This is a genomic window from Microbacterium sp. oral taxon 186 str. F0373 (assembly GCF_000411455.1).
GTDB lineage: Bacteria > Actinomycetota > Actinomycetes > Actinomycetales > Microbacteriaceae > Microbacterium.
Genome location: NZ_KE150457.1, coordinates 1684958 through 1704684 on the forward strand (window position 1 = coordinate 1684958; position 19727 = coordinate 1704684).

20 protein-coding genes are annotated in these 19727 nt (G+C 70.1%); 11 read left to right on the forward strand and 9 right to left on the reverse strand.

Annotated elements, in window-relative coordinates:
- Positions 1-4 precede the first annotated feature (4 nt).
- The gene (locus tag HMPREF1529_RS07865) at positions 5-1309 is read left to right on the forward strand and encodes an alpha/beta hydrolase (protein WP_016464408.1); all 1305 of its coding nucleotides are present in this window, start codon (positions 5-7) and stop codon (positions 1307-1309) included.
- A gap of 278 nt (positions 1310-1587) precedes the next feature.
- On the opposite strand, the gene HMPREF1529_RS07870 is transcribed toward HMPREF1529_RS07865, so the two are convergent.
- From HMPREF1529_RS07870 to HMPREF1529_RS07880, 3 genes are all read right to left on the reverse strand, one after another.
- Complete coding sequence (locus tag HMPREF1529_RS07870; RefSeq protein WP_016464409.1) at positions 1588-2523, reverse strand: extracellular catalytic domain type 1 short-chain-length polyhydroxyalkanoate depolymerase; 936 nt, start codon at positions 2521-2523, stop codon at positions 1588-1590.
- Positions 2524-2544: 21 nt separating this feature from the next.
- The gene (locus tag HMPREF1529_RS07875; RefSeq protein WP_016464410.1) at positions 2545-3048 is read right to left on the reverse strand and encodes a dihydrofolate reductase family protein; all 504 of its coding nucleotides are present in this window, start codon (positions 3046-3048) and stop codon (positions 2545-2547) included.
- Between the two features lie 168 nt (positions 3049-3216).
- Positions 3217-4248, reverse strand: coding sequence for an LLM class flavin-dependent oxidoreductase (locus tag HMPREF1529_RS07880; protein ID WP_016464411.1), 1032 nt, complete (start codon positions 4246-4248; stop codon positions 3217-3219).
- Positions 4249-4548: 300 nt separating this feature from the next.
- Here HMPREF1529_RS07880 and HMPREF1529_RS07885 point away from each other — a divergent pair, with 300 nt between their 5' ends.
- The 6 genes from HMPREF1529_RS07885 to HMPREF1529_RS07910 all read left to right on the forward strand — a co-directional run bounded on the left by HMPREF1529_RS07885 (position 4549) and on the right by HMPREF1529_RS07910 (position 11108).
- Positions 4549-5499: an aldo/keto reductase gene (locus HMPREF1529_RS07885; RefSeq protein WP_016464412.1), complete on the forward strand. Its 951-nt coding sequence runs from the start codon at positions 4549-4551 to the stop codon at positions 5497-5499.
- Positions 5500-5519: 20 nt separating this feature from the next.
- A complete protein-coding gene (locus HMPREF1529_RS07890) occupies positions 5520-6266 on the forward strand; it encodes a sulfurtransferase (protein WP_005051374.1) in 747 nt (248 codons plus the stop codon).
- A 39-nt stretch (positions 6267-6305) separates the two neighbouring features.
- The gene (locus tag HMPREF1529_RS07895; protein ID WP_016464413.1) at positions 6306-7382 is read left to right on the forward strand and encodes a DNA glycosylase AlkZ-like family protein; all 1077 of its coding nucleotides are present in this window, start codon (positions 6306-6308) and stop codon (positions 7380-7382) included.
- 33 nt (positions 7383-7415) lie between these two features.
- On the forward strand, positions 7416-8381 hold the full coding sequence (locus tag HMPREF1529_RS07900; RefSeq protein WP_016464414.1) for a hypothetical protein: 966 nt from the start codon (positions 7416-7418) through the stop codon (positions 8379-8381).
- 103 nt (positions 8382-8484) lie between these two features.
- A complete protein-coding gene (locus tag HMPREF1529_RS07905; protein ID WP_016464415.1) occupies positions 8485-9795 on the forward strand; it encodes an O-acetylhomoserine aminocarboxypropyltransferase/cysteine synthase family protein in 1311 nt (436 codons plus the stop codon).
- On the forward strand, positions 9792-11108 hold the full coding sequence (locus tag HMPREF1529_RS07910; RefSeq protein ID WP_016464416.1) for an LLM class flavin-dependent oxidoreductase: 1317 nt from the start codon (positions 9792-9794) through the stop codon (positions 11106-11108). The genes HMPREF1529_RS07905 and HMPREF1529_RS07910 overlap by 4 nt, the downstream gene beginning before the upstream one ends.
- A gap of 145 nt (positions 11109-11253) precedes the next feature.
- Here HMPREF1529_RS07910 and HMPREF1529_RS07915 read toward each other — a convergent pair whose 3' ends face one another.
- From HMPREF1529_RS07915 to HMPREF1529_RS07930, 4 genes are read right to left on the reverse strand one after another with little or no spacing between them, the layout of a single operon-like run.
- Positions 11254-12183 carry an ABC transporter substrate-binding protein gene (locus tag HMPREF1529_RS07915; RefSeq protein WP_016464417.1) on the reverse strand — a complete coding sequence of 310 codons (930 nt, stop codon included), beginning with the start codon at positions 12181-12183 and terminating at the stop codon, positions 11254-11256.
- 36 nt (positions 12184-12219) lie between these two features.
- Entirely contained in the window at positions 12220-12933 is a 714-nt protein-coding gene (locus HMPREF1529_RS07920) for an ABC transporter permease (protein ID WP_016464418.1), read from the reverse strand.
- The gene (locus HMPREF1529_RS07925) at positions 12930-13622 is read right to left on the reverse strand and encodes an ABC transporter permease (RefSeq protein ID WP_005051359.1); all 693 of its coding nucleotides are present in this window, start codon (positions 13620-13622) and stop codon (positions 12930-12932) included. Before HMPREF1529_RS07925 ends, HMPREF1529_RS07920 begins: the two co-directional genes overlap by 4 nt.
- On the reverse strand, positions 13619-14443 hold the full coding sequence (locus HMPREF1529_RS07930; protein WP_016464419.1) for an ABC transporter ATP-binding protein: 825 nt from the start codon (positions 14441-14443) through the stop codon (positions 13619-13621). Before HMPREF1529_RS07930 ends, HMPREF1529_RS07925 begins: the two co-directional genes overlap by 4 nt.
- Before the next feature lie 93 nt (positions 14444-14536).
- Between HMPREF1529_RS07930 and HMPREF1529_RS07935 the strand changes: the two genes are divergently transcribed.
- A complete protein-coding gene (locus tag HMPREF1529_RS07935) occupies positions 14537-15964 on the forward strand; it encodes a dihydrolipoyl dehydrogenase family protein (RefSeq protein WP_016464420.1) in 1428 nt (475 codons plus the stop codon).
- A 28-nt stretch (positions 15965-15992) separates the two neighbouring features.
- Here HMPREF1529_RS07935 and HMPREF1529_RS07940 read toward each other — a convergent pair whose 3' ends face one another.
- Positions 15993-16853, reverse strand: coding sequence for an NmrA family NAD(P)-binding protein (locus HMPREF1529_RS07940; protein ID WP_005051352.1), 861 nt, complete (start codon positions 16851-16853; stop codon positions 15993-15995).
- A gap of 95 nt (positions 16854-16948) precedes the next feature.
- Between HMPREF1529_RS07940 and HMPREF1529_RS07945 the strand changes: the two genes are divergently transcribed.
- Entirely contained in the window at positions 16949-17311 is a 363-nt protein-coding gene (locus HMPREF1529_RS07945) for a winged helix-turn-helix transcriptional regulator (RefSeq protein ID WP_005051350.1), read from the forward strand.
- A 9-nt stretch (positions 17312-17320) separates the two neighbouring features.
- Here HMPREF1529_RS07945 and HMPREF1529_RS07950 read toward each other — a convergent pair whose 3' ends face one another.
- Entirely contained in the window at positions 17321-17989 is a 669-nt protein-coding gene (locus tag HMPREF1529_RS07950; RefSeq protein ID WP_157533896.1) for an NADPH-dependent F420 reductase, read from the reverse strand.
- 49 nt (positions 17990-18038) lie between these two features.
- Here HMPREF1529_RS07950 and HMPREF1529_RS07955 point away from each other — a divergent pair, with 49 nt between their 5' ends.
- Together HMPREF1529_RS07955 and HMPREF1529_RS07960 are read left to right on the forward strand one after the other, a co-directional pair.
- Positions 18039-18419 (forward strand): DUF3054 domain-containing protein, encoded by a 381-nt coding sequence (locus tag HMPREF1529_RS07955; RefSeq protein ID WP_016464421.1) that lies wholly within the window; start codon positions 18039-18041, stop codon positions 18417-18419.
- A gap of 27 nt (positions 18420-18446) precedes the next feature.
- Entirely contained in the window at positions 18447-19727 is a 1281-nt protein-coding gene (locus HMPREF1529_RS07960) for a M18 family aminopeptidase (RefSeq protein WP_016464422.1), read from the forward strand.

Consider the following 19727-nt stretch of genomic DNA (forward strand, 5'->3'; position numbering starts at 1 on the left):
GTGCATGCAGATCTGGCAGTTGCCGATCATCGACGGAGCTGTCCCGATCATCGTCTACACGATCGCGGGAGCGTTCCTTCTGATCGTGCTCGTGCGTCGTTGGAACAGGCGCGCCATGCTGTGGGCAGCGGGGGGTGCGCTCGCCGGAGCCGGGCTGGGCGTGGCGCTCGTGCACGTCGTCGACCGGATGCAGCTGTTCGGCCCGGCGCCCCTGCCGGGATTCGTCGTGCCGTGGGCGGCCGGTGTCCTGGCTGCCTCCGGGTTCGCGCTCGGCGCGCTGGTGGGTGCGCGGTGGTGGCGGCGGATCGTGTCCGCTCTCGCCGTCCTGGTGTTTCTCGTCGCCGCGGCGATCGGCATCAACGCCGGTTTCGGGTTGAACCCGACCTTGGCGACGCTCTTCGGTGTGTCGGGCTACGACCCGCTCCATCTGCCCGACGTCGGACCCACAACCGATGTTCCGACCGTTCCGCTCGCGCAGTCCTTCGTGCCGCCCGCCGGAATGCCGGCCAAGGGGTCACGCGGCACGCAGGTCATTCCTGCCACGGCATCCGGCTTCGCCGCCCGCCCCGTGGGCATCTACCTGCCTCCCGCCGCGCTCGTTCCGAACGCGCCGGCCCTGCCGCTGGTCATCATGATGATGGGCCATCCCGGAAACCCCGACCCGACCGCGATCAGCGACGTGCTGGACGAGTTCGCCGCCCGCAACCACGGCCTGGCGCCCATCGTGATCGTCGCCGATCAAGTCGGCTCCGCCAATGCCGACACCGCGTGCGCCGACTCTGCGGCCTTCGGCCGGGCGCGCACCTATGTGACGCAGGACGTCGTCGCGTGGGCGAAGGCGCACCTGCGCATCATCAACGACCCCGCCTTCTGGACCATCGCCGGATACTCCAACGGAGGAGGGTGCGCGATCTCCTTCGGGGCCGACTACCCCGCGATGTGGAAGAACATCCTCGACATCTCGGGAGAGCCCTTCCCGGGATCCGAGCAGGTCGCCAACATCACCAAGACCGTCTACGGCGGCAGCAGCGAGGCGTTCGAAGCCTCCAAGCCCGTGAACATCCTGGCGGCCGCTCCGGCCGGGACGTACGCCGGGATGACGGCGGTGTTCACGGCGGGATCCGCCGACCCCGCATACATGGCGCACGCCGACACCCTCGCTGCGGCCGCGCGGAAGGCGGGGATGGCCGTCACCCGCTACGATATCCCGGGCGTCGGGCACACCGGGGACGCGTTGAAGCTCGGTCTGGTCGAGGGCTTCACCGTGCTCTATCCCGTTCTCGGACTCTCGGTCGGTCAGACGCGGTAGCGAGCTGTTGACTTCGCGTCAAGATCGACGTCCTCAAGACTTGCGCAAGATCCGTGCGCTCCGAGCGGCTCGCGAGGCCGCAAGAGCGCTCTATTCAACCGAATGTGCAGGTTGGCGCAAGATTGGCCATATTCACTGGGCGTCTGCGGCTCGAAGACGTAGCGTCATGACTAAGCGATCCGGCGCCCGAAGCCGGGCAGCGATACGATGAAGGCGACTGTCGGTCTGGGGGGATGAGACGGTCGCCTTCATCGTTCGTCTTCATCGTTCGTCTCCGCTCAGCCGGATGCCGGTCGTCGGTGCGTGTCGAAGAACGACCACAGCTGCGCGGTGGCATCCCATCCCCGGTAGACCTGCTCGCCCTGTGGCGTGGATCCGCCGTCGGGTGAGGGCCATTCGTGGCCGTACCCGGCGATGCTGACGAGCTGTACCGTGCGGGAGTCGGGGCAGGCGGCGGTCTCGGTGGTCAGCGGCGGCGCCGAGGTGGTGACATCCTCTTCGCACGAGGCCGCCCGTGCCCAGAGCGCGTGCACATCCCGTTGCGCGGTGGCATCGATCCGCGCGGTGCCGACGGTGGACGCGCCCCCGTCGTAGAGCACACGGGTGTCGTCCACACCGTGCACGGCCATCACCGAGATCGGGGCGGGAGCGGTGCACTCCAGCCCGACCGGCATCGTTCCGGACACGGGGCCGATCGCGGCGAAGAGCGTCGTCTCGCACGCGAGTCGGTAGGCCATCATCGCGCCGTTGGACATGCCGGCGGCGAAGACGGCCCCGGCGTCGATCGAAACCTGCTTCTGCACATCGGCAACCGCCGCGGCGATGAACGCCACGTCGTCGGTGCCGTCGCGGGCGGACGAGCCGCAGCATCCCCCACCTGCATTCCAGGCCCGGCCGTCGCCGTTGGGGTAGAGGATGACGACGCCGTGCTCGTCGGCGATCCGGTCCCATCCGTACGACGCCTCGGCCTGCTGAGCCGACCCGTAGCCGCCGTGCAGCATGACGACGAGTGCGGCCGGCGCGGAGGGATGAGCGGGCACGTACAGCCGATACGACCGCTCCTGGCCGTCGACGGTGAGCTGATGCTCCGACTTGCCGACGGGGGCGCCTGCTGTGGCAGGGGAGGGCGCGGGTGGATCCACCCGAAGGCGCGCGCACGCGGCGAGGCTCGCCACGAGCGTGAGTAGTGCGATGACGGCGATCGCCCGGCGCATCTGCGGCTGCCTTCCGATCCCTCAGCGGCGGAACGTGAGGTGGGTCACGCCGCTTTCGGCCGCCTCGGCGCGGACCTCATACCCGTTCTCCAGGCCGCGCAGGTCGTCCCAGAGGCGGATGCCCCGGCCGAGGACGATCGGCACGACGGCCACATGCAGGTCGTCGACCAGCCCGGCATCGAGGAAGGAGCGCGCGGTCGTTCCGCCTCCGCCGATACGGGGCGGCTCGTCGCCCCACCAGCCCCGCCACTGAGGATCGTCGCCGTGTTCGTGCAGGCCGAACATGCCCGCGCCCATGATCTCGGCGCCGAGGTCGGCGAAGTAGCGCTGCGCGTACTCGTCGTCGACGCCGGTGGTCCCCGCGCCCGTGTCGTCGTGCAGGACGCGCTGCCGGAACGTCCGCGTCGCCGTGTAGTCGCGGGTCAGGCGCCCCCAGTCCTCGCCGAAGGGGTTCTCCGGGGTCTGATCGGTGGTCGTTGCGAAGCCATCGATAGAGATGTTCAGGTCCAGGCGCACGCGGCTCATGACGACCAGCGTCGGTCATCGTCAGCCTCGGCGCAAGGTCGCCCCGGCCCTGTCCGCGCGCCCATCAGATTCGGATCTGCGCACCGGATGCGGATGCCGCGGCATCCGCGGTCCGCATCCGGTGCGCATCTCCGAATCTGCGCGATCGAAACCCCTGCGCGAGAGAGGTCAGGCCGGCGCGAGCGTCGACTGCCAGCCGAGGGCGGGCGCGACGTGCCGTGCGAACGACTCGATGATGCGCAGGTTGAACTCCACGCCCAGCTGGCTGGGGATCGTGAGCATCAGGGTGTCGGCGGACATGACCGCGGCATCCTGGAGCAGCTGCTCGACGAGCACGTCGGGCGCGGCGGCATACGTCTTGCCGAAGGTCGAGCGGAAGCCGTCGATGTAGCCGATGCCGTCGCCCTCCTGGCTGTGGCCGAAGTACAGCTCGTCCTCCGCGGTCGTGATGGGGAAGACGGACCGGCTCACCGAGACCCGCGGCGTGCCGGCGTGGCCCGCCTCGGCCCACGCGGCGCGGAAGCGGTCGATCTGCTCGGCCTGCAGGATGTCGAACGGGCGTCCGTCGGCCTCGGTGACGAGGGTCGAGGACATCAGGTTCAGTCCCGTGCGTCCCGCCCACTCGGCCGTGTCGCGCGAGCCCGCGCCCCACCAGACGCGCGAGCGCAGACCCGGTGCGTGCGGCTCGATGCGCTGCATTCCGTGGCCGCCGCCGAAGGGCGAGTTGGCGTCGCGCTCGGCCAGACCCTCGCCGTCGATCGCGCGGAGGAACAGGTCCATGTGCTCGCGTGCGAGGTCGGCACCGCGCGGGTCGGATGCCGAGTAGCCGAACTTCTCGTAGCCGCGCACGACCGTCTCGGGTGAACCGCGGCTGACGCCGAGAGCCAGCCGACCGTCGGAGATGAGGTCGACCGCGGCCGCCTCCTCCGCGAGGTACAGCGGGTTCTCGTAGCGCATGTCGATGACGCCGGTGCCGACCTCGATCCGCTTCGTCTTCGCGGCCATCGCCGCCAAGAGCGGCATCGGGGCTGCCTGCTGCCGTGCGAAGTGGTGCACCCGCACGGCGACCCCGTTGACGCCGAGGTCGTCCATGCCCTGGGCGAGATCGATCGCCTGGTGCAGCATGTCGCCGGCGGTCAGCTCGCGACCACCGCCGAGGGGGCCGTAGTGGCCAAAGGAGAGGGTTCCGAAACGTTGCATGATGACGACAACGCTACGCTTCCCGCATCCATTCCACTGAATGGATGTCGCGGCCGCCCGAAGGACGCCTGAGCCGCGGGCGAGAAACCAACGGCGCCGCGAGAAACCCACCTGGGGGTGGTTTCTCGCGCCGCGCGCGGTTTCTCGGACGCGTCTCTCGCCTGTCGCGCATCGCGGCGGTCCCCGCGGCGCGCGGCCGGGGGCCGTTGCCGATACTCACCCCTCCCGGGTGCGCGTCAGGCCCTGCAACAGATCGGAATGCGGGGAACACGTCCGTCACGCCGGTGGTTGGATCGAAGCATGACCCGCATCGCGCACACCGACATCGACGTCTTCCCCCTCGCCCTCGGCGGCAACGTGTTCGGCTGGACGGCCGACCGCGAGGAGTCCTTCCGGATCCTCGACGCGTTCCACGCCGGTGGCGGCACCTTCATCGACACCGCCGACTCCTACAGCGCGTGGGCCCCCGGCCACAGCGGCGGCGAGAGCGAGACGATCATCGGCGCCTGGCTCGCCGAGCGCGGCCACACCGACGTCACCGTGGCCACCAAGGTCAGCCAGCATCCGCAGTTCAGAGGACTCGCGGCATCCACCGTCCGTGCCGCCGCGGAGGCGTCGCTGGAGCGGCTGGGCGTCGAGTCGATCGACCTGTACTACGCGCACTTCGACGACGCCGACACGCCCCTGGAGGAGACGGTCGCAGCCTTCGGCCAGCTCGTGTCCGACGGTCTCGTCCGCTACACCGCCGTGTCGAACTACTCCGCCGACCGCATCCGCGAGTGGGTGCGCATCGCGCGCGAGCTGGGTGTCGCCGAGCCCGTCGCCATCCAGCCCCACTACAACCTCGTGCACCGCGAGACCGAAGACGACATCGTGCCGGTCGCCGAGGAGTTCGGCCTGTCGCTGGTGCCCTACTTCTCGCTGGCGAAGGGGTTCCTGACGGGCAAGTACCGTTCGACGGATGCCGCGGCCCACGACACGCCGCGCGCGCAGGGCGCCGCGGTCTACGCCACCCCGCAGGGCCTGCAGATCATCCAGGTGCTCGAGCGCATCGGCAAGGCCCACGACGTCTCGATCGCCGCGACCGCCCTCGGCTGGCTGCGCGCGAAGCCGACCGTCGTCGCCCCGATCGCATCGGCGTCGGAGCTGTCGCAGGTCGCCGACCTCCTCGACGGCGGTCGCGTGCAGCTCACGGCCGACGAGGTCGCCGAGCTCGACGAGGTCTCGGAGTGGACTCCGGCCGACATGTGAGCGCGCCGTAGGCTCGAACGGTGTCTGCCGCTCCCGCCGTGCTCAACGTCTCCGCCTACCTGTTCACCCCGCTGACGGATGCCGCGCAGTTGCGCGGGCCGCTGCGGGAGCGGGCGGTCGTGGCGGGACTGACCGGGACGATCATCCTCGCCGAGGAAGGGATCAACCTCTTCCTGGCGGGTGCGGCAGAGCCGTTGCGCGCCTATCTCGACGAACTGCGCACAGACCCCCGGTTCGCGGCGCTGCGGGCCACGGAGAGCTGGTCGTCCGCGCAGCCGTTCCGCAAGATGCTGGTCAAGCTCAAGCGGGAGATCATCCGGATGGACCGCCCGACGATCCGTCCGGCGCAGGGTCGCGCTCCGGCCGTCTCACCGGAGACGCTGCGCCGTTGGCTCGATCAGGGGCACGACGACGCGGGCCGCGAGGTCGTCATGCTCGACACGCGCAACGCGTTCGAGGTCGACGACGGCGCCTTTGAGGGAGCCGTGGACTGGCGCCTGCAGCGGTTCACCCAGTTTCCGGATGCCGTCGCCGCGCACAGGGACGAGCTGCAGGACAAGACGGTGGTCAGCTACTGCACCGGCGGCATCCGCTGCGAGAAGGCGGCGCTGGTCCTCCGCGAGGAGGGGGTGGAGGCCTGGCAGCTCGACGGCGGCATCCTGGGGTGGTTCGCCGCGCAGGGCCAGGCGCACTACCGCGGCGACTGCTTCGTGTTCGATGAGCGCGTCGCCGTCGACAGCGCGCTCGCGCCTGCCGCGGCGGGATGACGGGCGGCGCGTGTCTGCGGTGGCGAGTACGCTCGCGGCATGCATCACCTGAGTCGGGAGCAGGCACGTCGCATCGCGGTGCGGGCGCAGCTGCTCGACGCCGACCGCCCGGGCGACATCGTCGAAGTCGGTGAGCAGCTCGGATCGATCAAGATCGATCCGACGGCGACGATCGCGCCCGCCGAGCAGACAATCCCCTTCAGCCGGATCGGGTGGGGCTACGAGCCCGGCCAACTGACGAAGGCGGTCGAGGACGACCAGGCGCTCTTCGAGTTCGACGGACAGTTCCACGCGGCATCCCTGAAGCCCGCGTTGCTCGCCGGCATGCGCGCGCGGGTGTTCCGCGCGCAGGCGGCCGGGTGGTTGGAGGCGAATGCGCGCTTCCGTGCCGAGGTCATCGCACGCCTGCGGGCCGACGGCCCGCTGCTGGCCGGCCAGATCGACGACACGAGCCAGGTCGCGCACAAGGACGAGGCCGGCTGGTACGGCTCGAACCAGGTGCCGCGGATGCTCGATCTTCTCTCCTACGTCGGCGAGGCGGCGGTCGTCGGCCGTCAGGGGCGACAGCGGGTGTGGGACCTCGGCGAGCGGGTGTACGCCGAGGTGCCCGTGATCGATCCCGACGAGGCCGCGCACGTGTTGCAGGAGCGACGGTTGCAGGCAGCCGGGATCGCCCGACAGAAGTCCCGGTGGACGCCGGTGGGGATGGCGGGGGAACCCGCCACGGTCGAGGGTTCGGCGTGGTCGTGGCGGGTGGATCCGGCCGCCCTCGCCGCACTCGACGACGATGCCGGCGGTCGCGTGGCGATCCTCAACCCCTACGACGGCATGCTGTTCGATCGCCCGAGGTTGACAGAGCTGTTCGAGTTCGAGTTCATCCTCGAACAGTTCAAACCCAAGTCCCAGCGTCGCTACGGGTACTTCGCGCACCCGATCCTCGTGGGCGATCGCTTCGTCGGCCTCTTGGACGCCGAGCTGGACAAGAAGAAGGAGAACCTCGTGGTGACTGCCGTGCACGAGTTCATCGAGCTCGAACCCGAGGAGCGCGAGATGGTGGATGCCGAGATCGGTGATCTGGCCGACTGGCTCGGTGTTCCCGTCCAACGGGCGCGGTGAGGCGCGCGGGTCTGGCGAGGGAGGGGTGTGCGCATGATCGACGAGACCGTTCGGGACTGGCTGCTCGATTCGGACCCCACGCTGCGATGGCAGGTCGAACGCGACCTCCTGGATGAACCCGCGGAGGTGTGGCGCGCGACGCGTGCCCGAATCCCCCTCGAGGGCGACGGCGCGCGCCTGCTCTCGTATCAGGACCCCGACGGACAGTGGGCGGGCGGCGCCTTCTTTCCCGGGGGTTTCGATTTCGATGCGCAGGATGAGATGCCCGGTCAGCCGTATACCGCGACGACCTGGACACTGACGACGTTGCGCGAGTGGGGGATGGATGCGGCCGCGCTCGGTGACACGGCGGACCGGCTCGCTGTGAGTGCCCGCTGGGAGTACGACGACCTGCCGTACTGGGACGGCGAAGTCGATGTCTGCATCAACGCGATGACGTTGGCGAATGGAGCGTGGCTGGGGCGCGACATGACACCGCTGGCCGCATGGTTCGCGGCCCATCAGTTGGAAGACGGCGGCTGGAACTGCGAGTGGGTTGATGGTTCGGTGCGCTCCTCGTTCCATTCGACGATCAACGCGGTGCGCGGTCTGCTGGCGTATGAGGAACTGACCGGTGACAGCTCGGTGGCGGCCTCGCGGCGACGAGGCGAGGAGTACCTGCTCGCCCGGCGGCTGCGCACCCGACTCTCCACGGGCGCACAGGTCGGACCGTGGACGGACCTGCTCGTCTATCCCTACCGTGCGCCCTTCAGCGCGCTGAAGGCGGCCGATCATGTCACCGCCGCAGCGGCGCACGACGGCATCCCGCTCGATCTGCGTGCCGCGGACACCCTCGAGATCGTGCGTCGCGCACGTCAGAGCGATGGTCGATGGCTCCAGGGGTATCTCTTTCCCGGGGAGGTGTGGTTCCCCCTCGATGTGCCGGTCGGTGAGCCCTCCCGGTGGGTGACCTTCCTCGCGCTGCGCGCGCTGTCGCGGGCGGCAGCGGCGTCGGCCTGAGTGGGCGTCACACGACGAAACGCGATTGGTCCTCGACCGCGCTCGACCGCGACGATGGGTCGGTCATCGACGCCCGATCCGTCGATGTCGACAGGAGGACCCGGTGAGCAGGCGAGCATTCACCACACGGCAGCTGCACGACCGGCCGCGGCGAGACGACGGCGCGATCGCGGCGGCCCGTGCGACACCGATCTATCTCACCGCCGGCTTCGAGTTCGGCGAGTACGATGACGCCGCCGCGCATTTCGGTCGCGGAGAGGGCTACGCGTACACGCGCATCGGCAACCCCACGATCGACGCGGTCGAGCACACCTTGGCCGCGTTGGAAGGCGGCTCGCAGGCGCTGCTGCTGGCCAGCGGACAGGCGGCCACGACGGTCGCGCTGCTCTCGCTGCTCGAGGCGGGCCAGCACATCGTCGCCTCGACGCACATCTACGAGGGCACGCGCGGGCTGCTGCGCGAAAACCTGCCGCGCTTGGGCGTGACGACCGACTTCGTCAGCGAGATCGACGACCTCTCCGCGTGGGAGGCCGCCATCCTCCCGACGACCCGTGCGCTGTTCGCGGAATCGATCTCCAACGCGAGCAATCGACTCGTCGACATTCCGGCGCTCGCCGCGCTCGCGCATCGGCACGGGATCGTTCTGGTCATCGACAACACCTTCGCCACTCCGTACCTCGTCCGGCCACTCGAACTCGGCGCCGACGTCGTCGTCCACTCGGCGAGCAAGTTCCTCGCGGGCCACGGCAGTGTGCTCGGCGGCGCGATCGTCGACAGCGGCCGGATCGACGCCGCCACGGTCGCGCATCAGTACCCGCATCTGCTCGCGCCGGGTCGCGGCGGCGCGCCGAGCCTCTTCGAGCGGGTGGGGCAGGACGCGCGCATCGCCTATGCCCGTGAGTCGGTCGCCCCGCGATTCGGGCCCACGCCCTCGCCGCTGAATGCCTTTCTGATCGGGCAGGGCATCGAGACGCTCAGCCTGCGCGTCGAGCGCCAGAGCGCCAACGCCCAGGCCCTCGCCCAGTGGCTGGAGAGCCGCCCGGAGATCGCCTCGGTCGACTACGTCGGTCTCGCTTCGCATCGCGATCATGAACTCGCCCAGCGCGATCTCGCCGACGGGTTCGGATCCGTGTTCAGCTTCACACTCCAGGGTGACGCCCAGACGGCGCGCCGGTTCGTCGAGGCCCTCGACGTTTTCACGCACATGACGCATCTCGGCGATGTCCGTTCGCTCGTGCTGCACCCGGCATCCACCTCGCACGCGGCGCTCACCGATGCCGAGCGCACCGCGGTCGGCGTGCACCCCGGAACGCTGCGGGTTTCGATCGGCATCGAAGACGTCCACGACCTGATCGACGACCTCGCCCAGGCGCTGTCGGTCGCCAGCGACGTTCCCGTCGCGGTGCTCGCGTGAGCCGGTTGCAGCACTTCGGCTGGTTCCTGGCGCGCGGCTTCGGGCCGCATGGCTGGGGGCATCCGTACCTGGACTGGAACTGGGACTGGACGCGTCCCGACCTTTACCAGCAGTCCGCACGAGAGCTCGAACGCGCCGGCTTCGAGTTCGTGCTCATCGAGGACGCGCCGTCGCTCGGCTCGCCCGACACCATCGACCTGCGGGTGCGGCACGCCTTCGGCGGTCCGAAGCTCGACCCGCTGCTGCTGGCTCCCTCCCTCTTCCAGGCGACGACACGCCTCGGCGTCATCCCGACGGTCAACCCCGCCGCGTACCTTCCCTACACGGCCGCCCGCCAGTTCGCGACGCTGCAGCATCTGAGCGGCGACCGGCTCGGCCTCAACGTCGTGACCGACACCGGAAGCGCCCGCCACTTCGGTGACGCTCCACAGCTGAGCCATGACGCGGCCTACGATCGCGCGGAGGAGTGGCTCGACGGCATCCGCGCCCTCTGGAACTCGTGGGGTGAGGGGGCGCTGGTGCGCGATGCGGCCACCGGCGTCTACGCCGACGGCACGAAACTGGATCCGGTGCGACACCGCGGCGAGTACTTCGCTTTCGACGGCCCACTCAATGCCGTGCCGTTCCGGCGCGGCGAACCCGTCATCGCCTCACCCGGCGGTTCGGGACGGGGTCTCGGCTTCGCGGGCGCGAACTCCGACATCCAGCTCGCCCTGGCGCCTCTCACCGAGCAGAGCGTGCGCGCCTACCGGGCCAAGATCCACGCCGCCGCGCTCGAGCGCGGGCGCTCGCCCTCGGACATCACGATCATGTTCGCGATCCAGCCGGTCATCGTCTCCTCGCCGGAGGAAGCCGACCGCGTCGTGGCGGCATCGGCCCACCCCGACGATGCGGTGTTGCGCGTGATCGCGCAACGGCAGTCCAGCGACCTGGAGACCGACCTGACCGTGCTCGATCTGGACGCCCCGCTGCCGGAGGGACTGTTCGCCGAGCACGTCTCGCAGGGCTCGATCCGCCGGCTGATCGGAGATCGGGATGCCGCGACGGCGCCCCTTCGCGCCCACTTGACCGCCCTCTCGCGAGCCGGGCGCATCTCGGATCGCAGCGGCTTCGTCGGAACTGCTGAAGAGTTCGCCGACATGATCGAGGAACTCGGCGAGTGGGGCAACGACGGGGTGCTGCTGTGGGGCGACCTGCACCCGGTGACGATCCACCGCACGCTCGACGAGCTCGTACCGGTGCTGCGTCGCCGCGGCATCCTGCGCGACGAGCTGTCGGACGGCGGCCTGCGCGCGAGCCTGCGCTCGTTCTGAGCCGCGACCGCGGGTGCGGCGTTTCGACTCGCTGCCCGCGCTCAACGACCGGGGGTTTGTACCCGGTCGTTGAGCGAGGAGCGTAGCGACGAGTCGAAACGCAGACGAGTCGAAACGCAGACGATCCGAAACGTCGTGCGACGGCTCAGCCCAGGCCGTTGGCCTTCAGCCAGGCGGCGGCGACGTCCTTCGTCGACTTCTGGTCGACCTTGGACTCGACATTCAGCGCGACGAGACCCTCGGGGGTGAGCTTCGCGTCCACCGCGTTGATGACGTCCGCCGCGTCGGAGGGGAAGGAGCTGTTCACGAGCGGCACGACGTGCGAGGCGAGGAAGAGACCCTTCGGGTCTTCGAGCGTGACGAGGTTCTTTGTCTTGATATCGGGTTCAGCGCTGTAGACGTTGGCGAGCTGGATGCGTCCTGCCACCAGTTCGTCGACCGTCGTGTCCGCGGTCGCGCTGAAGGTCACGGTGACGCCGTACTTGTCCTTCAGGCCGGTGGGGCCGTACGGGCGCTGCTCGAGCTCGGGCGCGCCACCGAGCACGAGGTTGGGCACCGTGGCGAGGTCGGCGATCGTCTTGAGGTTGTGCTCCGCGGCGAACGCCGCCGTCACGTTGTACGAGTCCTGGTCGGTCGCCGAGGCCTGGTCGAGGACGCTCAGGCCCTCCGGCAGGGCCTTCTTCAGCGCCGCGTAGACGTCCTCCGTCGTGGTGGCGGTGGTGTTCTTGTCGAAGTACTGCAGCAGATTGCCGGTGTACTCCGGCGTCAGCGAGACCGTGCCGTTCTGCAGCGACGGGATGATCGCGTCGCGCTGACCGATGTTGAACTTCCGCTCGACCGTGAAGCCGGCCCCTTCCAGGGCCTGGGCGTAGATCTCGGCGATGATCTCGTTCGAGTAGTACGCCTGCGAGCCGATCGTGATGGTCTCGGACGAGCCGGTCGCACCGCCGGTGGCGGCGGGCTGCTCGAGTGAGCTGCTGGAGCCGCAGCCGGTGAGGGCGAGGGCGGTGACGGTGAGCGCCGTGGCCGCCAGGGCCAGGCGCGCTCCGAAGCGGGAGGTGCGCAGTGCGGACATGAGGGGTGCCTTTCGTTGGGTGCTGTGGAGAGGAAGTCAGGATGCCGTGGCAGCCCGGGTCGCCGCCCGCGGCCGGGCGGAGCGGCCGGCGACGCCGCGGGGCACGACGATGCGCTGCAGCAGCGCGAAGACGCCGTCGAGCACGAGCGCGAGCGCGACGACGAGGAGGGAGGCGCCGAGGATCTGCGCGGTGTCGCGCAGCTGGATGCCCTGGATGATGTAGAAGCCGAGGCCGCCGAGTCCCACGTAGGTGGCGATCGTCACGGTGGCGACGACCTGGAGGGTCGCGGAACGGATGCCGCCGATCAGCAGCGGCAGCCCGAGCGGGACCTCGACCTTCCACAGGATCTGGCGGCCGGTCATGCCGACCGCCCGTGCGGCGGAGATCGTGGAGCGGTCGATCGCCTCGAAGCCCGCGTACGCACCGGCGAGGATGGAGGGGATCGCCAGGATGACGAAGGCCACGACGGCGGCCTGGCTCTTGTAGACGACGCCCACCAGCAGATACAGCAGCACGACCAGACCGAGCGTCGGGATCGCGCGCGCCGCTCCGGACAGGGCGACGGCGAACTCCCGTCCGCGTCCGGTGTGGCCGATCGCCCAGCCGGCCGGAATGGCGATGAGCGCGGCGAGGAGCACCGAGCCGAAGGTGAACGCGAGATGCTGAGCGATCGCCTCGGGCAGGGGAAGCGAGCCGGTGAGGCGGTCGGGGGAGAAGATCCACGCGAAGGCGTCGACGAAGAGGTTCATGCGACCCCCTCCGACGCGAAGCGCCGCAGCGCGCGACGCTCGGCCCGACTGCCGTCGCGGCGCGGCGCCCAGGGCATGAGCAGGCGGCCCGCCAGGACGAGCAACAGGTCGAAGAGGAGGGCGATCAGCACCACGATCACCACGCCCGCGAGCACCTCGGGGATGATCCGCCGCTGCAGGCCGTTGGTGAACAGGTACCCGAGGTTCTCGACGCCGATGAGGATGCCGACCGTCGCCAGCGCGATCGTGGAGGTGGCGGTGACGCGCAGACCCGCGAGCAGTACCGGTCCCGCCAGCGGCAGGTCGACGGTCCAGAACCGTCGCCAGGGCCCGTAGCCGACGGCGATGGCGGCGTCGCGGGTGGCGGCGTCGACGGAGTCGAGGCCATCGGTGACGGAGCGTGTCATGATCGCGACGCCGTAGACGGTCAGCGCGATGATGAGGTTGTTCTCCGAGAGGTAGGGGATGCCGAAGACCGCCCAGAGCAGCGCGAACAGCCCCAGCGAAGGGATCGTGTACAGCAGGCCGATCGTGGTGAGCACCGAGCCCCGCAAGGCCGTGTAGCGCCACGCGACCCAGCCGAGCGGGAGCGCGATGACGAAGGCGGCGACGATCGCGATCGCGCTCTCGCGCAGATGCGCGAGGGTCAGCCCGCCGATCAGATCGAGGTTGTTGACGACCCAGTTCATGGTGCCCCGTCGACCAGCACGCCCTGTGCGCGGCCCGCGGCATCCACGAGCACGGTGCCGTGCGCGGTCTTCTTCGCGGTGAGCGCGCGCGAGCCCCGCTCGACGCCGACGAACTCGGCGACGAAGTCGCTGGCGGGCGCGGCGATGATCTCGTCGGGGGTGCCGACCTGAGCGATGTGGGCGCCCTTTTCGAGGATGACGACCTGATCGCCCAGCAGGAAGGCCTCGTCGATGTCGTGCGTCACGAACACGACGGTCTTGTCGAGGTCGCGCTGCAGTCGGATGGTCTCGGCCTGCAGTTCCTTGCGGACGATCGGATCGACGGCGCCGAACGGCTCGTCCATCAGCAGGATGTTGGGGTCGGCGGCGAGACCGCGGGCGACGCCGACACGCTGCTGCTGCCCGCCGGAGAGCTGGCGCGGGTAGCGGTCGGCGAGAGCACGATCGAGCCCGACGATGTCCAGCAGCTCGAGCGCACGCTGTCGCGCCTGCTTCTTCGGCGTGCCGTTGAGGATCGGAACCGTGGCGACGTTGTCGACGACGCTGAAATGCGGAAGCAGTCCGGCGTTCTGCAGCACGTAGCCGATGCCGCGGCGCAACTGAACGGGATTCCGATCGCGGATCGGCTCTCCGTCGATCGTGATCTCGCCGCTGGTCGGCTCGATGAGCCGATTGATCATCCGCAGCAGCGTCGTCTTGCCGCAGCCCGAGGAGCCCACGAACACGGTGGTCTTGTGGGCGGGGAGGACGAGGCTGAACTCGTCCACAGCGGTGGTGCCGTCAGCGAAGCGCTTCGTGACGGAGCGGAACTCGATCGCCATACGTCCTCCGGTTCGGATGATCCACCCAACCACATCCCTCCGACACCGTGACAGGGGCTGGAATCTGGCGTCACAGTCGGGTATGCGTGAGGGATGGAATCCGCAGAGTACGACCTCATCGTGATCGGTGCCGGGCCGGTGGGCGAGAACGTCGCCGACCGGGCCGTGCAGGGAGGGCTGACGGTCGCGATCGTCGAGTCCGAGCTCGTGGGGGGTGAGTGCAGCTATTGGGCGTGCATGCCGTCCAAGGTGCTGCTGCGGGCGGGCGCCGCCCGCGCCGACGCCGCCGATGCCCCCGGCGCTCTGTCCGCTGCGCCGTCGGGACCCGTCGACGTGGCGGCGGTGCTTCGCCGTCGCGATGAGATCGTGCATGACTGGAACGACTCCGGTCAGGTCGAGTGGCTCGACGGCGCCGGCATCGCTCTCGTTCGCGGCCACGGGCGCCTGAGCGCGCAGCGCGAGGTCACGGTGCGCCGGGGCGGGACGGATGCCGTCGTCCTGCGCGCCCGCCACGCCGTCGCCGTCTGCACCGGATCGGCGGCGCTGCTGCCGGACATTCCCGGGCTTGCCGATGTCGATCCGTGGACCTCGCGCGAAGCGACGGGCGCACAGCAGGTGCCCGCGTCGCTGGTCATCCTCGGCGGCGGCGTCGTCGCCTGTGAGATGGCGACCGCCTACGCGTCGTTCGGCTGCGCCGTCACCGTCCTCGCCCGCTCCGGCCTGCTGAGGGGGATGGAGCCCTTCGCCGGCGATGCGGTGACCGCAGATCTGCGCGCGGCCGGTGTCGAGGTGCGCACCGGCGCCGAGATCCAGGCGGTGTCGCGGGATGCCGCCACCGGCACCGTCACGGTGACGCTCGCAGACGGAGCGGTCACGGCATCCGAGATCCTCGTCGCGACGGGACGCGTGCCGCGGACGGGCGACGTCGGGCTGGAGACCGCAGGCCTCGAGCCCGGCTCGTGGCTCGACGTCGACGACACGATGCGAGTCCACGGCAGCGACTGGCTGTACGCCGTCGGCGACGTCAATCACCGGGCACTGCTCACGCACCAGGGCAAGTACCAGGCGCGGGCGGCTGGCGACGTCATCGCGGCGCGGGCGCGCGGGGCCGCGGTGGATGACCAGCCGTGGGGTGCCCACGTCGCCACGGCCGATCATGTCGCCGTCCCCCAGGTGGTGTTCACCTCGCCCGAGGTCGCTGCCGTCGGTATGACGGCCGCGCAGGCGCAGAAGGAGGGGCTCGCGGTGCGGGTCGTCGATTGCGACCTCGCGAACATCGCGGGAGCGAGTACCCGCGCCGCCCACTATCGCGGGCAGGCACGGGCGGTGGTCGACACCGACCGCGACGTGCTCGTGGGCGCGACCTTCGTCGGGGCCGACACGGCGGAGCTTCTGCAGGCCGCCACGATCGCGATCGTCGGCGAGGTGTCGCTGGCCCGGCTGTGGCATGCCGTGCCGGCCTACCCCACCCTCAGCGAGGTGTGGCTGCGGTGGCTCGAGGCGATCGGGCGCCCGGTCTGAGCGCGGCCGATCGCCTCGAGCCTTCGGTTCAGCCCGCCAGCGCGGCGCGGAACGTGTCGACGACCGGGGTCGTCGGGCGGCCGATGAGGCGCGACAGCGTGCCGTCGGTGTCGGCGAGGACACCGCCGCGGATACCGTCCTCCATGCTGGCCACGAACTCGGCGGTCCCGGCGTCGAGACCCGAGCCCTGCAGCGCGGCGACGAAGTCCTCACGCGAGACCGGCACATAGGCGACGTCCCGTCCGAGGGCCTCGCCCGCGGCGGCGGCGAGGTCGGCGTAGCCGAGGCTCGCGTCGCCGGCGAGCTCGTAGACCCGACCGATGTGTCCGTCTTCCAGGAGCACCACCGCGGCGGCTTCGGCGTAGTCGGCGCGGGCGGCGGGGGCGACCCGGCCGTCGGCGACCGAGGCTGCGATGACGCCGGACTCGGCGGCGCGCTGCACGTCGCCGACGTAGTTCTCGGTGTACCAGTCGTTGCGCAGGATCACGGTGGGCAGCCCGCTCGCGACGAGTGCCTCTTCGGTGGCCTTGTGCTCGGCGCCCAGCGGCCAGTCGAAGCTCGTGGCCTTCGACACACTCGTGTAGACGAACTTCGAGACGCCGGCGGCGACTGCCGCGTCGATGACGTTCTTGTGACCGGCGTAGCGGCGGCCCGCCTCCGAGCCGGAGATCAGCAGCACCGTGTCGACGCCGTCGAGAGCAGCCGTGATCGTGGCGGGGTCGTTGTAGTCCAGGTGCACGGTGCGCACGCCGCGCGCGGCGAGGTCGTCGATCGCGGAGAGGGTGCGCGCGCCGGCGACGATGTCGGATGCCGTGGCGCCGCGAGACAGCAGTGCGTCGATGACGAGGTGGCCGAGGTGCCCGCTGGCACCGGTGACGAGAATGGTCATGGGAGGTCCTTTCGTTGGGGTCCGAGGAGAAGAACCGTGCCCGGCATCCCATGCATTCCTGAGATCAGGTACCCACCTTTTGGTAAGGTACCTACATGGCGGTAAGTCTCGCGGAAATACGGACACATCACGACCAGGTCTTCACCGAGAACTGCCCCACTCGCACCGTGCTGGATCACGTGATGAGCAAGTGGGGCATCCTCGTGCTGGTGGCGCTCAGCGAGGGCACGGCTCGGTGGGGTCAGCTGCGACGAGCGGTCGATGGCATCAGCGAAAAGATGCTCGCGTCGACGCTGCGCACCCTCGAGGCCGACGGGCTGGTGGTCCGTACCGCCTACCCCGAGGTACCGCCGCGGGTCGAGTATGCCCTCACTGCTCGCGGAGACGAGCTCATGCAGCGAGTGTTGCCGCTGATGGCCTGGATCGCCGACAACGCTGACGAGATCGTCGCGCGCTGAGGACGTGCCTCAGCGCGTCGCGCGGGCCAGGTTCGCGCGCAGCTCGTCGGCGTCCTGGCGGACGACGTAGGCGGGCTGGTCGCGCTCGACGCGCCAGCTCTCGGCGACCGATCCGATGTCGACCGTGTCGAAGCCGAACTCGTCGTAGACGGCGCTCGCGAGGGCTGCGGCATCCGCATGGTCGCTCGCGATGGCGAGAGCCCGGCGACCGGGGGTGCCGGCCGGGGCGCCGTCGGTGAGGATGGCGGCGGCGGGGATGTGGTTGAACGCCTTCACGACGTGCGCGCCGGCGAGGTGCTCCTGCACCATCTGCGTCGTGGTCGTCTGCTTGTCGTCGAGTGCGACGATGTGCCCGTCGCGCTCCCAGTAGTAGTTGTTCGTGTCGAGGACGATCTTGCCGGCCAAAGGGGCGGCCGGGATGTCGTCGATCGCCTTCAGCGGCACGGTGACGATCGCCCAGTCCGCCGCCTCCGCGGCTTCGGCGGGGGTCGCCGCGCGCGCCGTCGCACCGAGTCGGGCGACGAGGTCCGCAAGGGTCTCGGGTCCTCGCGAGTTGCTGATGACGACCTCGTAGCCGCGGTTGACGAGGCCCTCCGCGAGTGCGCTGCCGATGTGTCCTGCTCCGATGATTCCTACTGTTGTCATGTCGGTGGCAACGCCCGGTGTCCGCGCCGGCATTCCCACGCGCTGCCCGAGACCGCCGCGCGACGGGAGGAGGATGGAAGGCATGTCGCGATCCGCCTCCGTTCTCCTCTCCTTCGTCCTCGACGCCGCGCTGGTCGTGACTTTCGCGGCCGTCGGGCGTGCGAGCCACGATTCCGACGTGTGGACGGGGCTTGCGATCACGGCGTGGCCGTTCCTGGCGGCTCTGCTGCTCGGCTGGCTGATCGCGCGGGCCTGGAGGGCGCCGCGTGCGGTGGCGCGCACGGGTCTGCCGGTGTGGGCGGTGACCGTCGCGGGTGGCATGCTGTTGCGCGTGGTGTCCGGTCAGGGCATCGCCGTCTCTTTCGTCATCGTCGCGGGCATCGTGCTGGCGGTGTTCCTGCTGGGGTGGCGCCTGATCGCCCTGCTCGTCCAGCGCGCACTGACGCGGCGCCGCGCGGCGTGAGCACAGGGCCCGAACTACGCTGAGAACATGCCCGCCTCCGCTGCCGTCCGTGCCCACGCCGACGACCTCGCCGACTTCGTCGCCGCGTCCCCTTCGAGCTTCCACGCGGCCGCGGAGGTCGCACGCCGCCTCGAGGTTGCCGGGTTCACCTCGCTCGCCGAGGAAGAGGGCTGGCCGCTCGTTCCGGGTGGGCGCTACGTCGTCGTGCGCGACGGTGCCGTCATCGCCTGGGTGCTGCCCCGCGGGGCAGGCGCGCGCACCGGCATCCACGTCTTCGGCGCGCACAGCGACTCCCCGGCGCTGAAGCTCAAGCCCAAGCCGACCACCGGACGCCTCGGCTGGCTGCAAGCCGGCGTCGAGATCTACGGCGGCCCGCTGCTGAACTCCTGGCTCGATCGCGAGCTGCGCCTCGCCGGACGCCTCGTGCTCGATGACGGCTCGGCCGTGCTGGCCGCGACCGGGCCGTTGCTGCGGCTGCCGCAGCTCGCGATCCACCTCGACCGCGAGGCCAATGACCACCTCGCTCTGAACAAGCAGACCCAGACCCAGCCCGTCTGGGGACTTGGTGATGCCGCGTCCGCCGATCTGCTCGCCGAGCTCGCAGCCGCCGCCGGCGTCGACGCCGGGTGCATCCGCGGCTATGACATCGTGACCGCCGATGCCACCCGCGGTGCTGTCTTCGGCAAGGACGATGTCTTCTTCGCCAGCGGCCGTCTCGACGACCTCGCGTCGGTGCACGCCGGCGTCACCGCCCTCGTCGCCGCGCCGTCCGACACCGCGCACATCCCGATGCTCGCGGTCTTCGACCACGAGGAAGTCGGCTCGGCGACGCGCTCCGGCGCCGCCGGCCCGTTCCTGTCGGACGTGATCGAGCGGGTGCAGCGCGGGCTCGGGGCCGACCGGGACGAGCAGTTGCGTGCGTTGGCGGCATCCTGGTGCGTCTCCAGCGACGTCGGTCACTCCGTGCACCCGAACTATCCCGACAAGCACGACCCCGTCGTCCAGCCCGTCCTCGGCAGTGGTCCGATCCTGAAGATCAACGCGAATCAGCGCTACGCGACGGATGCCGTCGGCGCGGCCGCCTGGCACGGCTGGTGCGACGCCGCGGGCGTGCTCTCCCAGGAGTTCGTCTCGAACAACGCCGTGCCGTGCGGATCGACGATCGGCCCCATCACGGCGACGCGTCTCGGCATCCGCACTGTCGACGTCGGCATTCCCATCCTCTCGATGCACTCCGCGCGCGAGCTCGCCGGCACGGCCGACCTGTTCGCCCTCACCCGTGCGGCGGGGGCGTTCTTCTCCTCCTGA

What these genes read in the sequence shown, in the direction of transcription:
- HMPREF1529_RS07945 (WP_005051350.1), top strand. Translation starts at nt 16,949, where the DNA reads ATGGCGGTAAGTCTCGCGGAAATACGGACACATCACGACCAGGTCTTC.
- HMPREF1529_RS07900 (WP_016464414.1), top strand. Translation starts at nt 7,416, where the DNA reads ATGATCGACGAGACCGTTCGGGACTGGCTGCTCGATTCGGACCCCACG.
- HMPREF1529_RS07885 (WP_016464412.1), top strand. Translation starts at nt 4,549, where the DNA reads ATGACCCGCATCGCGCACACCGACATCGACGTCTTCCCCCTCGCCCTC.
- HMPREF1529_RS07930 (WP_016464419.1), bottom strand. Translation starts at nt 14,443, where the DNA reads ATGGCGATCGAGTTCCGCTCCGTCACGAAGCGCTTCGCTGACGGCACC.
- HMPREF1529_RS07915 (WP_016464417.1), bottom strand. Translation starts at nt 12,183, where the DNA reads ATGTCCGCACTGCGCACCTCCCGCTTCGGAGCGCGCCTGGCCCTGGCG.
- HMPREF1529_RS07895 (WP_016464413.1), top strand. Translation starts at nt 6,306, where the DNA reads ATGCATCACCTGAGTCGGGAGCAGGCACGTCGCATCGCGGTGCGGGCG.
- HMPREF1529_RS07960 (WP_016464422.1), top strand. Translation starts at nt 18,447, where the DNA reads ATGCCCGCCTCCGCTGCCGTCCGTGCCCACGCCGACGACCTCGCCGAC.
- HMPREF1529_RS07955 (WP_016464421.1), top strand. Translation starts at nt 18,039, where the DNA reads ATGTCGCGATCCGCCTCCGTTCTCCTCTCCTTCGTCCTCGACGCCGCG.
- HMPREF1529_RS07865 (WP_016464408.1), top strand. Translation starts at nt 5, where the DNA reads ATGCAGATCTGGCAGTTGCCGATCATCGACGGAGCTGTCCCGATCATC.
- HMPREF1529_RS07950 (WP_157533896.1), bottom strand. Translation starts at nt 17,989, where the DNA reads ATGCCGGCGCGGACACCGGGCGTTGCCACCGACATGACAACAGTAGGA.
- HMPREF1529_RS07940 (WP_005051352.1), bottom strand. Translation starts at nt 16,853, where the DNA reads ATGACCATTCTCGTCACCGGTGCCAGCGGGCACCTCGGCCACCTCGTC.
- HMPREF1529_RS07920 (WP_016464418.1), bottom strand. Translation starts at nt 12,933, where the DNA reads ATGAACCTCTTCGTCGACGCCTTCGCGTGGATCTTCTCCCCCGACCGC.
- HMPREF1529_RS07935 (WP_016464420.1), top strand. Translation starts at nt 14,537, where the DNA reads ATGGAATCCGCAGAGTACGACCTCATCGTGATCGGTGCCGGGCCGGTG.
- HMPREF1529_RS07875 (WP_016464410.1), bottom strand. Translation starts at nt 3,048, where the DNA reads ATGAGCCGCGTGCGCCTGGACCTGAACATCTCTATCGATGGCTTCGCA.
- HMPREF1529_RS07880 (WP_016464411.1), bottom strand. Translation starts at nt 4,248, where the DNA reads ATGCAACGTTTCGGAACCCTCTCCTTTGGCCACTACGGCCCCCTCGGC.
- HMPREF1529_RS07925 (WP_005051359.1), bottom strand. Translation starts at nt 13,622, where the DNA reads ATGAACTGGGTCGTCAACAACCTCGATCTGATCGGCGGGCTGACCCTC.
- HMPREF1529_RS07870 (WP_016464409.1), bottom strand. Translation starts at nt 2,523, where the DNA reads ATGCGCCGGGCGATCGCCGTCATCGCACTACTCACGCTCGTGGCGAGC.